We start from the raw sequence: 11,133 nt of genomic DNA on the forward strand, positions 1-11,133 counted from the left end.
ACCCATGGACACCAAGGAAAAGATCATCTTAAGCAGTATCAAGCTATTCAATACGAATGGTATGGTGAATGTACGACTACAGCAGATTGCAGATCATGTAGGAATTAGCTTAGGAAATCTTACCTACCACTTCTATAGCAAAGAAGCCATCATGATAGGAATTGTGGACCAACTCACAAATATTCTGAACCCTTTAACCGATAAGGATAAAGAATTTCCGGGTCTGATGGATTTTGACACACAATTGGCTCGCTATTATCATATTCTAATGAGATATTCATTTTTTTTCGTAGATCTACTGGAGATAAAGCGTAACTATCCGAAGTTATATCAAAAAAGGAAGCGAATCACTGATCAAATTTTAGGGCAAATCCATCACTGGCTTAAGCAGAATGAAAAAAATGAAATTATAATAGAAGAGCCCAGAAGAGACCATTACAGAATGATCACTCATACCATTTGGATGATTATCACTTTTTACCTTACCAAACCAATAGATCATGGAAGTCCGGAAGATAGCGAAAGGGTTTTTAAGGAAATGATATGGACACAGATATTACCACATTTTACAATTGTAGGGAGATTAGAGTTTGATTTGTTAATTGAAAGGCTTTTGGACTCCTTTAACCCTGAAAATAAATCCACTGATGAAGGATAAAAAGAAAAAGACAAAAGAGAAAATATTGCATTCAGCTTTATCACTTTTTAACCAGGAAGGACTTCCAAATGTTAAATTACAGAGAATAGCAGATGATTGTAATATCAGTGTTGGTAATCTGGCCTATCATTTTCAATATAAAGAAGATCTCATGGCCAACATTGCAGGTAATGTCAACGCCGAAATATCCTCCATCGTCAATACAGAAAATCATTTTCCAATGCTAATTGATTTTGATAATCAACTTTCAAAATATCATACATTGATTAATCGGTATGCTTTTTTCTTTTTAGATGTCCTGGAGCTGGAAAGAAACTATCCTACCATACACCAACAAAGAGTGAGGTATATCAATGTCATGATCAATCAGATTTACCAATGGATTACTGAAAATGAAAAAAAAGGTATTTTTAAAGCTGAAATTCACTTAGACCAATATGCCCATACGGCACATGCTATATGGATGATAATTTCGTTCTGGCTGACTCAGAAGAGGGTACTTTTTAAGAAAGATCAAGATGAAGAAGAATTTAAAATATTAGTTTGGAATCAATTATTACCAAGTTTTACAGAATTAGGCCTAATGGAGTATGAAGCAATGATATTGCCGCAACTTCGGGATATAGAGATAGTAGTGGGTTTTTAGAATGGAGTGCCTTGATTAGGGCTTTTTGTCAGAAATCAAATCGTCGAATAGTTCATCCAGATCGCCGGTGCCTTGCAAAAAATTCAATGTCTTTTCAGCCTCTTCTTCATCTATTATGCTTACAGCAACCCCTACGTGAACCAAAACATGATCACCAATTTTAGCTTCGGGTACGAGACTGAGGTTGATGTTTTTAGTCACCCCACTGAAGGTAACTTTACCAATGAGAAAAACAGTTTCATCATTCTTTTTGATTTCTAATATTTTTCCGGGTATGGCTAAACACATGTCTTGATTAGTTTAGTGACTTTACGAATTGTTGGATAGCCTGCACAGCCTTGGAGTTTTTGTCAAAATCCATAATGGAAATACCTTTGAGGTCTGCAGCCGTGATGTTTTCGTCATAAGGAACGAATACCGCAATGGGCAGATTTATCTTGGCACAATACTCCTTGATTGCATCAGCCTCTTCTTCATTCCGCACCTTGTTGGCAATGGCGTATACTTCTTTTATACCTAGTTGTCGTGCCATTTCTGCAAATCTACCCGCAGCTTCCAAGGATCGATAATAAGGCTCTACAACCATGTACATTCTATCCACATATCTGGAAGTACCTCTTTTCATATGCTCCAATGAAGCTTCTGTGTCCACAACCATAGTAGCCTCATTTTCTGACGTCAGAGCCGAGTGAATTAATTCCCTTACAACAGTATGGGGCCCGCACATGCACCCCGTCCCTGCTTGCTCTGGCTTACCGACAATCAGAAGGGTAACATTATCAGGCGCTTCCTGCCCAAAGGTTGATAGGATCTCTTCAAAAGGCATCTTCACCCTGAAGGTCCAGCTTTTTCCATCTTCTACACGTTCGATGATATCAGTGCTGAGAGATCTGTGTGGAGGTTTGTTTTTGTCAATACCAAGTACCACGGATAGGTTAGGGTTGGGGTCACCATCGATAGCAAGCACTCTTTCTCCACTCTGTGCCAGTACTCTGCAAATCGTACCACTGATGGTGGTTTTGCCAACGCCTCCTTTTCCTGCTATTGCTATTTTCATAATTTAATTATTTACCAGTGACCATTCCATACCTTCAGGTCTTTTAAAGAAATCTTCATCCACCTGATTATTAAATGAGACATCGGAATAAACATATTCATTCATTACTTTTCCATTGCTATAGAATTTCACCCATTTGTGGCTAAAGGTGATCCCATCTACGGTTCTGTGATCTGTCCAATAAATCTCTTCGGGTCTATATGTGCCACGATCTGATTTGTTATAGTACTCAACTTTATGGATAAGTTTAGTTTCCGGATTTACCAGAAATCGCCACTTGTCCTTACCCACAGTCGGAATATAAGATATATCAAGCAATATGGGATCACTGTCCAAATCAATATTTTCAAGTGGATTCCAATCTAGTAGACCAAGAGTTGAAACGTTGTTTACTGATGGTTTTACCCCATAATCGGTTAACTTAAATGGCATGGAAAATCTGAAAAAAGCCATTTGCATATTACAATTGGGCTCGCAAAATTGAGAATCACACATCATACCTAGATCCCTTGATATACTTTCCGGGTCAGTCGGTGATGATTCCTTTGTGGCCCAAAACCCCTCATCATCCTCACTGATAATCACTTCTGTTCCTTCATTATCAATGGCTTTTACCATCAGTTTTATGCCATCATCGGTTTTTCTGAAATAAAAAGTCTCTTTTTGTTCTGAAAGCTGCTTACCGGCCATATCATATACTTTTTGGGTTCTGGTGAATTGGCCAGATTGGATATTGTTCCATGCAACCATGCCACCGGCGGCATCAACCATTTCATTGATTAATTCAACTCCGGTAGGGGAGCGAAAAACATTTTGCCATACAATGTATCCAGTAAAAGTAACGGCTGAGAGAACCAATACTAATTGGAATACTCGAATCCTTCTAATAGTAATAGGATCAGTCAAATCTTTTAATTCAAGATCAAATAAGTATGGGATTTTTATTTTCTCATCCTTTTGATACTGGCCAATCTGCTCATTTTTACCTTTTATCTCTTTCATAGTGTGAATAATTTAAGAAGCTGTTTCTGTAATATTTGGGTTAAATGCTAACCATTTATTCAATTCCTTTATAGCCACTGGTATAGCAGAAGTCACTTCTTTACTCATCCCAATGTCAAAGCCATCATGTTTGGCAGATTGACATCCAAGTATATACACCTTTTCAGGGAGTACATTAAGTGCTTTTGCCAGCATCATTGCTCTTGTTGGATTAGTATAATGCATATCTGCCAGGAATTCACGTTTTTGATCTAAAGGCATTTGCTCTATATCACTGAGTTTTTCAACCTCTTCTATAGAAATTGTCCCCGGTTTTCTTTTATAGTCCACAGCATCAACTAAGATGAGCATACTGTAACCAGTATATAGCTCCTGTACCAAATGAATACCGGCTATACCAACTTCCATGGTATTGATTTGATCGCATTTGGGCATGCTTTTCACCCAAGCCCTTACAAACTCAATTCCAAAGGCATCATCTTCCCGCAATTCATTGCCCACCCCTGCGATCAATATTTTTTCAGAGCTATTCACCGTAGTTTAAATATACTTTCATTTACTGCTACATCAAATTTCATCTCTTCATACTCATATATCGTTCTCAGCATCACAAGTTCCTTTTTTTCGTTCGATATATACCTATTTCTCTTTTTGTGAATTCTCAATCCATCGACCTCTTGAAATCCTTCATAAATGTTAATAGTATATCCTTTACCGTGATCCAGATAATTACCTACTAAGTCATAAGTATCCACATCAAAAAGATACCACCACAGATGCATACCTCCCGTGCTGCCTGCCCCTTTGTCATATTCTACTTTTACGGAGTGTACAGGGCGATCAAGAATTAATGTATCTATGCCTTCATAGGTCAAACTCACTCCTGCATCAGTAAGCTTAAATGGCATACTGATGACATAATGTGATCCAAAGGAAGTGTCCCAGGCATCATCTTTTGACTTATCATCAGTCAGTTCTATGCCATTTTTATACTTTTTAGCATGCATACCATCATTGATTATTTGCAAACTATCGTTTCCAATATTCCATGCTATTTGACCTTTAAATCCGTTTTTCAACTCATATATATGAAACTGCTTTTCAGTGCTTTCCACTGCACCTGAGCTATCCAGATGGGTGATTTGCTTATAATAACTTAGATTATCCTTACTTACCCAGTTTTCCCATCCACCGGCCCTTTCAATGGCCTTTCGAATAATTTGGCCACCTTCATTATCCGGTAAACTTTTTAAGCGATCTATCGCTTCTTGCTTATTGGGTTGACAACTCAATATTCCGATCATCACAAAAGCTATGTATAGGAACCTGATCATGTTAGCAGTATTCGATTTCAATTTTCAACAATCCATTTTCATCTATCTCCGTTTGAAAAACATCCAATTTCTTGTCAGCCCCATTTAAAGATTCACCTGTTTTTAGATCGTATTTGCATCCATGCCAGGGACAGATCAGGTAGTGCCCTTCCAAGGTGCCTTTATCCATAGGCAGAATAGACCCATCACATTGATTTGAAAAAGCATATACATCTGAACCTAGTCTTGAAATTAAAAAATTAACTTTTTCGAAATTTTTAGCATACAACTTTCGATCCTCATATTCGCTAAAATGACCCATTTCTAACCATGTTTTATGCTTAATAGGAGTTAGAACTTTGATTTGATCTTCAGGAATAAAGGCTATTACTTCATTTTTATCTAAAGGGGATTCATCAACTGATATATCATAAAGAGCACACAGCTTTTGTACAGTTTCGTCCCGAAGCAACTCATTCTTCAATACCTCATTTTTATTAAGAAGCTTTATTATTCTATTCAATGGCTCCCTGTGAATATAATCAAAATACTGCAAGATATTGTAAAGTAGAACTTTTTGATCGACATCAGTCATTTGCTCAGCATCCATCATGAGCTTATTGAGCATGTCTAGTGCCTCATTGTATTCTTCGTTATCGAATAGTACTTTTTTCATGGATTTAATGCGCCGTAGCACAATTATGTACACAGTTATCAAGTTTGTGACCATCAGGCCCATAGCAAAACTCACAATCAGGTCCGCATTCACCATGCCCCGCCTTTTGATAGCCCTGAAAGGCATCTGCGAATCTACGACCGGCTTCCTTCTTTGTTTCAGTTGAAAGCTGGATTTCGGTATTTTTATTGATTTCAGGTGAGGAGGCAAGGAGCACATCTTCATCTACCAATTTTGAAATCTGATAAAGCAGGTTTGCTTCATTGGTATTGAGTAGTGCTAATACCTGTGCTATTTTAACTTTATTTCCAAGTCCCTCACCATCCATCCAGTATAGGACTTGTAATATTTCATCCTTCCAAAATAATGACCTCAGTGAAGATTTTTCTATTTCTTCCATTGATACAAATTTTTAGTCTGTGACAATTTTATTGGTAAATAAAGTGTCCCCTTGGAGATACTTTATATCTATGCCATCATCCATGCCTGTCACTACAAGTTTTTTTATAGTTGAAATAACATCCGGTATGCAAGATTCCATACTTTCAGTCCATTTTTCACCTGCCACTTCTGGTCCTGGTTCCACATCCACGAGATATACTTCGTCTTTCCAGATTTTAAAGTATTCTCCAATTACCAAAAGATTTTCAACGGATATAACCCCTGTGGCAGCATCTCCTACACAAGCTTGAATCTGTTCTTCATCTGGCAGCTTACCGAGCCAGCGAAACACATCAATTTGACCTATTTTTCTACCTTTTCGCTCAATAGCGCACAGTATGATCACTTTTTCAAAAGGTGGAGATTCGGCCTCCATCATCTGGACAACTGCAACTGGCCCCCAATTTAATTCATCCACCTTTACATGGTCTGGCCATGACATCTTGGTAAGATGATGATACATCATCGGAGGCATTGAATGGTTGCCAAGGATGTGGTATCCTACAGTTCCAATTAATGTTTTTTTATTCAATTCCACATGCACATGTTGTTACTTCACGGGTCACTACATGATTTGTATCCTTAGCCATGATATGAGTTGTACATGGCATACAAGGATCAAAACTTCTTATAGCTCTAAGAATATCAATACCCTTGTAGTCTTCAGGTGTATCGAATTTTTCAAGAATGGGGGTGTTCATTACTGCTTCTTCATAGGGTCCTGGTGCGCCCCATGGTGTTCTTGGTGCTGCATTCAATGTGGACGGTGTTAAAATCTGATAGTTTTGGATCAAGCCGTTTTCCACAATCAAATGATGGGTCAGAAATCCACGGCCGGCGCCCCAAGCGCCAAATCCTTTGTACAATCCTTTCTTTGGTATTTCGAAAGGTGTACTTACCGCAGTTTCTCCATTCCTGATAAGCTGCTGTGCAATTTCCCAATTCTCCAATGCAACCATAGCAGAATAGGGTATGCAATATGCTCTTGCCCTATTACGCTCAAAAGCATTCCAATGTGTTGGTATTTTCCACTCTAAATCAGCAGCTGGAAGGTTATATTTTGGAACATGGATTTTCATACTATGTCCTGTATTTTCAAGATATTTACTTTCAGGGGCTTTTTGAGCTTTGGCGGTAAGATACATTCTTGAATATGCGCCAGCTTCCATTGGCAACCGATCCCAGGTTGGGCAGGTATCCCAGCTGTATCTGTCTCTCCAACTCTGTTTCCCGGGCTTGGGAATAGTATCTTTATTCCATGGATGATTAGGGCTTAGAGGTAGCCCTTTGTCATCGGTTTTAAATTTATGCTCTTGCCATTTTTCATAGTAGGAATGCTCCACAAATTCTTCCAAGCCGGCGTTAAGTTCACTTAGCTTTGTGGTTACCACTTCCCCATCTACCAATATGCCCGGCGTAGACCATCTTGCTTCGCCCCATTTGTCACAATTTTCAAATGATGCATCATAAAAATCGGGTCGATCCCATACGCCTGTATCAGCCATAGTGGCCGGTCTTACACCACACTGTTGGTACCTTTCATCTTGCTCATAAAAGAAGTCAAAGACATCATCCCATATACCAGTGGTTTTCTTGCCATAGTCAAAAAACTTGATCAATCTCGTATACACTTCATTGAGAGTGGTCATCGTAACAGTCACAGAAATTCCACCTGGCACCACCGATTGGGGGTGAGGATATTTTCCGCCGATCTGTACGTAAGCTTCCCTGGCAACCCTCGTCATGGATAGTGCTTCAAGATATAATTTTCCTTTGAGAGGATTTAAATCTTTCATGATATCCAATATGGTATCATAGCCATGAACATCTTTGTTTTTACATTTTGATGATGCTGCTTTGGAGATCAATTCAGGGTTGGTAGCTGCAACCAACTCTTCTGAATAATCAGGGCCGGCCAACAAGAACAGATGCAATGGGTGATCATATAAATATTCTATCGCCAAAAGAATATTACGCATCACAACTCCCAATGGCGGTGGCTTTATGCCAAGAGCCATTTCTATCGCCAATGCTGAAGTAGTAGCATGAACACCACCACATACTCCGCACGCTCGACTGCTGATATAGGCTGCATCGCGTGGATCTCTACCCTTCAGGATAATTTCATAGCCTCTGAAGAGTGTAGCCATAGAGTTCGTTGAAAGCACTTTTTTTTCTTTTAAATCGACCACACTATGAAAGGCCAGTGCACCTGCTACCCTTGTGACTGGGTCATAATCCACATTTTTGATAAAGCCGTTTTTCTCCATAAGACTATGGAGTTTGTCCTGCTCTTGCCCAAGATCGACAACCTTATATTCATAAGGATTAGCAATGTCCTCTTTCAAGTAGGCGTTTCCTTGATCATCAAATGCGATTGGTAAATTTTTAAAACACATATGCTGTTATTTTTATCTATGGTTATTTTCTTAATTTAAGATAGGTTTCAAACTAACTTGAAAACCTTGGCTATGCCCACTAAGTGTTTATCTACAGAAGACAATCCTCCATGGAGCTGCAATAAAGCGCCATTTATTACATCTAATTTATTAGGTAAAGGACCCGTGTTATCCACAATTTTTTGAAGACCACCGGCCAGTTGTTTCAAGTGCGTTCCTGCCCTTCTCAAGGCAGCTATAATGAGTAACAGATAGATGACCAGTACCAATACCACCAAACCTACTATGATCATTGTTGCTATATATAATGTATATGCCGTCATATTTAATTTTGTTTTAATGCTCTTTCAGATACTGCTTCTTTAATGGTTTTGGCATTATTATCAATTTCGCCTGCCACTTTTAAAATACCCGAGGCTACACTAATTGTATTATCTAATTCACTCACATAACCTGTATTTTCGGATATGCCAATGCCCGCTTCCTTCATTTCTTTGAAATACCTTTCTATGTTTCTGCTGGCTTCCCAGGTGCTGTGCAATAGTCGCACGATAAAAGGAAGCAGTAAAACGGTAACGGCCAATAATATGGCCCATAGTATGAGAATAATATTAGTCATATTACTATATTTTTTGTTCAACTACAGCCTTAATGGTTCCTTCTAAATTTTTATTAACTTCTACCAATCCGATGGAAGTTTTACTCAAGGCTTTGTTCAGTTTGGATACTTCAGTGGGTAGGTGCCCTGTTTCAGTTTCTATGGCCCTTAAGCCTAATCTGAGTTTTGCCAGATAACTATCGCCAACTCCTCCAATATGATTGAGCAGTTTGATTATGCCAATGAGGTATATGACAAGAACTGCGACAAACAGAACCACGGCGACTATAGTACAAATCATTAAAATGATATCCATAATATACTTATTTATGATGATTTAAAACACAAGCCGGGCATCCCGGACATCCATCAGCATGATCCTTGATGGTAGCTGATCCACCTATGATTTTAACTGCAGAATCATAAATTTTGCCTACTACTTTATTGGTGACGGACAGAAAAAGAGGGATCTGAATGGTGTTGTTTGCCGTAAGCTTACCTTGAGTCCATATTTTACCCGCAACTACATCTATTTTTCCGGCGGTAGTTTTTATCTTATGTAAAAGGAAGGCCACCACCCCAATCACCACTACACCAATAATTAAAGAGATAATCCATAAAATCTGATATGCTTCCATCGGCTTTTATTTATTTGTCTGAGGTAATGATTCCGCAACCAAACCCGCGTGAGAGTCAATTGCTTCGGCTTCTTCCAAGATATTTACAGCCACCTCATTGGTTTTCTGTAGTGCCCATATGCTATTCGTGTTTTCTTTAATTTTCACGACCAAATCCAAGGCTACTGAGGCGAGTAGAAGAATCCTTCTTGCGGCTAACCATACAAGTATCAGTAGAACTGCGGCTGCCAAAATGATTACCACGGCTATGCCTAATCCTATAAAGTAGTTGCTGTAAAGTGTTGATTCATCCATAGTTCTTTTATTTAGACCCTGGTTTAGGGCTATTTCTGAATTGCATTTTTTGGTAGGCAAAGTGTGCTATTTTCTTTATGATTCCTGGTTCAGGTACATGTCCCCAACCCGAAGGAACATGTCCTTCTTTATCCCATTTTGCCGTTCGATTTTGAAATTCCTGTGTCATCTCTCTGAGGTTGCTTATAATGGAACCATGAATTTTTGACATCGAAGATGATACAAAAGTACCCGGAGGTGTCGCATAAAAAGGTGCAAAACTATCTGGGAAGCCTGGCATGGTGCAACCAATGCATGGTGCTCCAATATTCATGCATCCTCCCTGACCGTTCATGGCTCCTCTTTTATTGATATTGCACTGAACAACCGGACCCCAGCAACCTACTTCTACCAAGCATTCTTTGTCACCATATTCTTCAGCAAATTTTCCCTCCTCATAAAATCCAGCTCTTGTACATCCTCGATGTACTGTCTCTCCAAATAACCAGGAAGGACGCCCTAACTCATCAAATTCCGGTAAAGGGCCTATACCATGCAGGAATAGCAGTACCGCAGCAATTGTCTCTGTAATATTGTCTCCTTGGGGGGCACAACCTGGTAAATTTACGACAGGCAAGCCCAGGGCACTGCGATAATCCTTGCCCAAAAAATCCATTACCCCTGCTGCATCTGTAGGGTTACCAGCTGCCGCTGGTACTCCTCCCCAAGTAGCACATGTACCCACAGCTATTACAGCTGCAGCATATTGGCTCATTCTTGATACCCAGCTGGATGAGGGTATTGGTTGAGGATCTCCATTTTCATCTTCATCCACTCCCAGACCTGACCAGTAGCCTCCTGTTGAAGCGGCAATTCGTTCATCCATTATCGATCCTTCACAGATCACCACAAAGGGGGCTCCTAGCTCACCTTTAGCAGCTAACCTAAATGGACGCATAAATTCTTCCCCAGCACTAACAGAAAGAACAGGATGATGTAATACTACTTTTGGCATTCCGGGCAACACTCCCCTGAGTAGATCTTCTACAGAAGGTGAACTAGCTCCCACTGCTGCAATAGAACAGCCATCGCAACTTCCTCCTGCTATCCAGAAGGCATGAACCTCATCGATGTGATCTGAACCTAAGGAAGCAAATTTATTATTCAGTGCTATCATAATACTTTTAAATCTACAATCAATAAAATATGGTCGTTTTTCAAATCTATAAAATTAAAATTCAATAAAATGCTATCATTTAGAATAATAGGGTTGAATATTTAGGAAATATTTCCTAAATTCTAATTTCCACAATAAATTAATTCATCTAGAATATTTGATACGTTTGTTTTAGAAAATGCTTTCTAATTAAAATAAAAAGGTATGAAACGATCATATATTCTGATTGTGTTTTTTTCTGTTTTAGCGCACACG

General features: G+C 39.1%; 17 protein-coding genes. 2 read left to right on the forward strand and 15 right to left on the reverse strand.

Annotated features, from left to right (window positions below; translation table 11 throughout):
* Positions 1 to 4 precede the first annotated feature (4 nt).
* Both QZT73_RS03960 and QZT73_RS03965 read left to right on the forward strand, forming a co-directional pair.
* Positions 5 to 658, forward strand: coding sequence for a TetR/AcrR family transcriptional regulator (locus QZT73_RS03960; protein ID WP_291779853.1), 654 nt, complete (start codon positions 5 to 7; stop codon positions 656 to 658).
* Positions 648 to 1,304, forward strand: a complete 657-nt coding sequence (locus tag QZT73_RS03965; RefSeq protein WP_291779856.1) for a TetR/AcrR family transcriptional regulator — start codon at positions 648 to 650, stop codon at positions 1,302 to 1,304. Before QZT73_RS03960 ends, QZT73_RS03965 begins: the two co-directional genes overlap by 11 nt.
* Before the next feature lie 15 nt (positions 1,305 to 1,319).
* Here the strand turns inward: QZT73_RS03965 and QZT73_RS03970 are convergent, their stop codons facing one another.
* Genes QZT73_RS03970 through QZT73_RS04040 form a run of 15 tightly spaced genes read right to left on the reverse strand, consistent with a single transcriptional unit; the run spans position 1,320 to position 10,878 of the window.
* Positions 1,320 to 1,592, reverse strand: coding sequence for a HypC/HybG/HupF family hydrogenase formation chaperone (locus tag QZT73_RS03970; protein WP_291779859.1), 273 nt, complete (start codon positions 1,590 to 1,592; stop codon positions 1,320 to 1,322).
* A gap of 7 nt (positions 1,593 to 1,599) precedes the next feature.
* Positions 1,600 to 2,361, reverse strand: a complete 762-nt coding sequence (locus QZT73_RS03975; RefSeq protein WP_291779862.1) for an AAA family ATPase — start codon at positions 2,359 to 2,361, stop codon at positions 1,600 to 1,602.
* Positions 2,362 to 2,364: 3 nt separating this feature from the next.
* Complete coding sequence (locus QZT73_RS03980) at positions 2,365 to 3,363, reverse strand: hypothetical protein (RefSeq protein ID WP_291779865.1); 999 nt, start codon at positions 3,361 to 3,363, stop codon at positions 2,365 to 2,367.
* 12 nt (positions 3,364 to 3,375) lie between these two features.
* Positions 3,376 to 3,897: a hydrogenase maturation protease gene (locus QZT73_RS03985; protein ID WP_291779868.1), complete on the reverse strand. Its 522-nt coding sequence runs from the start codon at positions 3,895 to 3,897 to the stop codon at positions 3,376 to 3,378.
* On the reverse strand, positions 3,894 to 4,697 hold the full coding sequence (locus tag QZT73_RS03990; RefSeq protein WP_291786729.1) for a hypothetical protein: 804 nt from the start codon (positions 4,695 to 4,697) through the stop codon (positions 3,894 to 3,896). Before QZT73_RS03990 ends, QZT73_RS03985 begins: the two co-directional genes overlap by 4 nt.
* Before the next feature lies 1 nt (position 4,698).
* A complete protein-coding gene (locus QZT73_RS03995; protein WP_291779874.1) occupies positions 4,699 to 5,352 on the reverse strand; it encodes a Rieske (2Fe-2S) protein in 654 nt (217 codons plus the stop codon).
* 4 nt (positions 5,353 to 5,356) lie between these two features.
* Positions 5,357 to 5,752, reverse strand: coding sequence for a hypothetical protein (locus tag QZT73_RS04000; RefSeq protein ID WP_291786732.1), 396 nt, complete (start codon positions 5,750 to 5,752; stop codon positions 5,357 to 5,359).
* Between the two features lie 12 nt (positions 5,753 to 5,764).
* Positions 5,765 to 6,259 carry a hypothetical protein gene (locus QZT73_RS04005; protein WP_291779879.1) on the reverse strand — a complete coding sequence of 165 codons (495 nt, stop codon included), beginning with the start codon at positions 6,257 to 6,259 and terminating at the stop codon, positions 5,765 to 5,767.
* A gap of 58 nt (positions 6,260 to 6,317) precedes the next feature.
* Positions 6,318 to 8,192 (reverse strand): nickel-dependent hydrogenase large subunit, encoded by a 1,875-nt coding sequence (locus QZT73_RS04010; RefSeq protein ID WP_291779884.1) that lies wholly within the window; start codon positions 8,190 to 8,192, stop codon positions 6,318 to 6,320.
* A 47-nt stretch (positions 8,193 to 8,239) separates the two neighbouring features.
* Entirely contained in the window at positions 8,240 to 8,515 is a 276-nt protein-coding gene (locus QZT73_RS04015) for a hypothetical protein (RefSeq protein WP_291779885.1), read from the reverse strand.
* 2 nt (positions 8,516 to 8,517) lie between these two features.
* A complete protein-coding gene (locus QZT73_RS04020) occupies positions 8,518 to 8,811 on the reverse strand; it encodes a hypothetical protein (RefSeq protein ID WP_291779888.1) in 294 nt (97 codons plus the stop codon).
* 4 nt (positions 8,812 to 8,815) lie between these two features.
* The gene (locus tag QZT73_RS04025; protein WP_291779890.1) at positions 8,816 to 9,106 is read right to left on the reverse strand and encodes a hypothetical protein; all 291 of its coding nucleotides are present in this window, start codon (positions 9,104 to 9,106) and stop codon (positions 8,816 to 8,818) included.
* A gap of 7 nt (positions 9,107 to 9,113) precedes the next feature.
* A complete protein-coding gene (locus QZT73_RS04030; RefSeq protein WP_291779893.1) occupies positions 9,114 to 9,428 on the reverse strand; it encodes a hypothetical protein in 315 nt (104 codons plus the stop codon).
* A gap of 6 nt (positions 9,429 to 9,434) precedes the next feature.
* On the reverse strand, positions 9,435 to 9,722 hold the full coding sequence (locus QZT73_RS04035; protein WP_291779896.1) for a hypothetical protein: 288 nt from the start codon (positions 9,720 to 9,722) through the stop codon (positions 9,435 to 9,437).
* 7 nt (positions 9,723 to 9,729) lie between these two features.
* On the reverse strand, positions 9,730 to 10,878 hold the full coding sequence (locus QZT73_RS04040) for a hypothetical protein (RefSeq protein ID WP_291786734.1): 1,149 nt from the start codon (positions 10,876 to 10,878) through the stop codon (positions 9,730 to 9,732).
* Positions 10,879 to 11,133 lie beyond the last annotated feature (255 nt).

It is taken from the genome of Cecembia sp., from assembly GCF_007126775.1.
GTDB lineage: Bacteria > Bacteroidota > Bacteroidia > Cytophagales > Cyclobacteriaceae > Cecembia.

Coding starts and splice junctions, on each gene's coding strand:
- QZT73_RS03960 (WP_291779853.1), top strand. CDS start 5: ATGGACACCAAGGAAAAGATCATCTTAAGCAGTATCAAGCTATTCAAT.
- QZT73_RS03965 (WP_291779856.1), top strand. CDS start 648: ATGAAGGATAAAAAGAAAAAGACAAAAGAGAAAATATTGCATTCAGCT.
- QZT73_RS03970 (WP_291779859.1), bottom strand. CDS start 1,592: ATGTGTTTAGCCATACCCGGAAAAATATTAGAAATCAAAAAGAATGAT.
- QZT73_RS03975 (WP_291779862.1), bottom strand. CDS start 2,361: ATGAAAATAGCAATAGCAGGAAAAGGAGGCGTTGGCAAAACCACCATC.
- QZT73_RS03980 (WP_291779865.1), bottom strand. CDS start 3,363: ATGAAAGAGATAAAAGGTAAAAATGAGCAGATTGGCCAGTATCAAAAG.
- QZT73_RS03990 (WP_291786729.1), bottom strand. CDS start 4,697: ATGATCAGGTTCCTATACATAGCTTTTGTGATGATCGGAATATTGAGT.
- QZT73_RS03995 (WP_291779874.1), bottom strand. CDS start 5,352: ATGAAAAAAGTACTATTCGATAACGAAGAATACAATGAGGCACTAGAC.
- QZT73_RS04000 (WP_291786732.1), bottom strand. CDS start 5,752: ATGGAAGAAATAGAAAAATCTTCACTGAGGTCATTATTTTGGAAGGAT.
- QZT73_RS04005 (WP_291779879.1), bottom strand. CDS start 6,259: ATGATGTATCATCATCTTACCAAGATGTCATGGCCAGACCATGTAAAG.
- QZT73_RS04010 (WP_291779884.1), bottom strand. CDS start 8,192: ATGTGTTTTAAAAATTTACCAATCGCATTTGATGATCAAGGAAACGCC.
- QZT73_RS04015 (WP_291779885.1), bottom strand. CDS start 8,515: ATGACGGCATATACATTATATATAGCAACAATGATCATAGTAGGTTTG.
- QZT73_RS04020 (WP_291779888.1), bottom strand. CDS start 8,811: ATGACTAATATTATTCTCATACTATGGGCCATATTATTGGCCGTTACC.
- QZT73_RS04025 (WP_291779890.1), bottom strand. CDS start 9,106: ATGGATATCATTTTAATGATTTGTACTATAGTCGCCGTGGTTCTGTTT.
- QZT73_RS04030 (WP_291779893.1), bottom strand. CDS start 9,428: ATGGAAGCATATCAGATTTTATGGATTATCTCTTTAATTATTGGTGTA.
- QZT73_RS04035 (WP_291779896.1), bottom strand. CDS start 9,722: ATGGATGAATCAACACTTTACAGCAACTACTTTATAGGATTAGGCATA.
- QZT73_RS04040 (WP_291786734.1), bottom strand. CDS start 10,878: ATGATAGCACTGAATAATAAATTTGCTTCCTTAGGTTCAGATCACATC.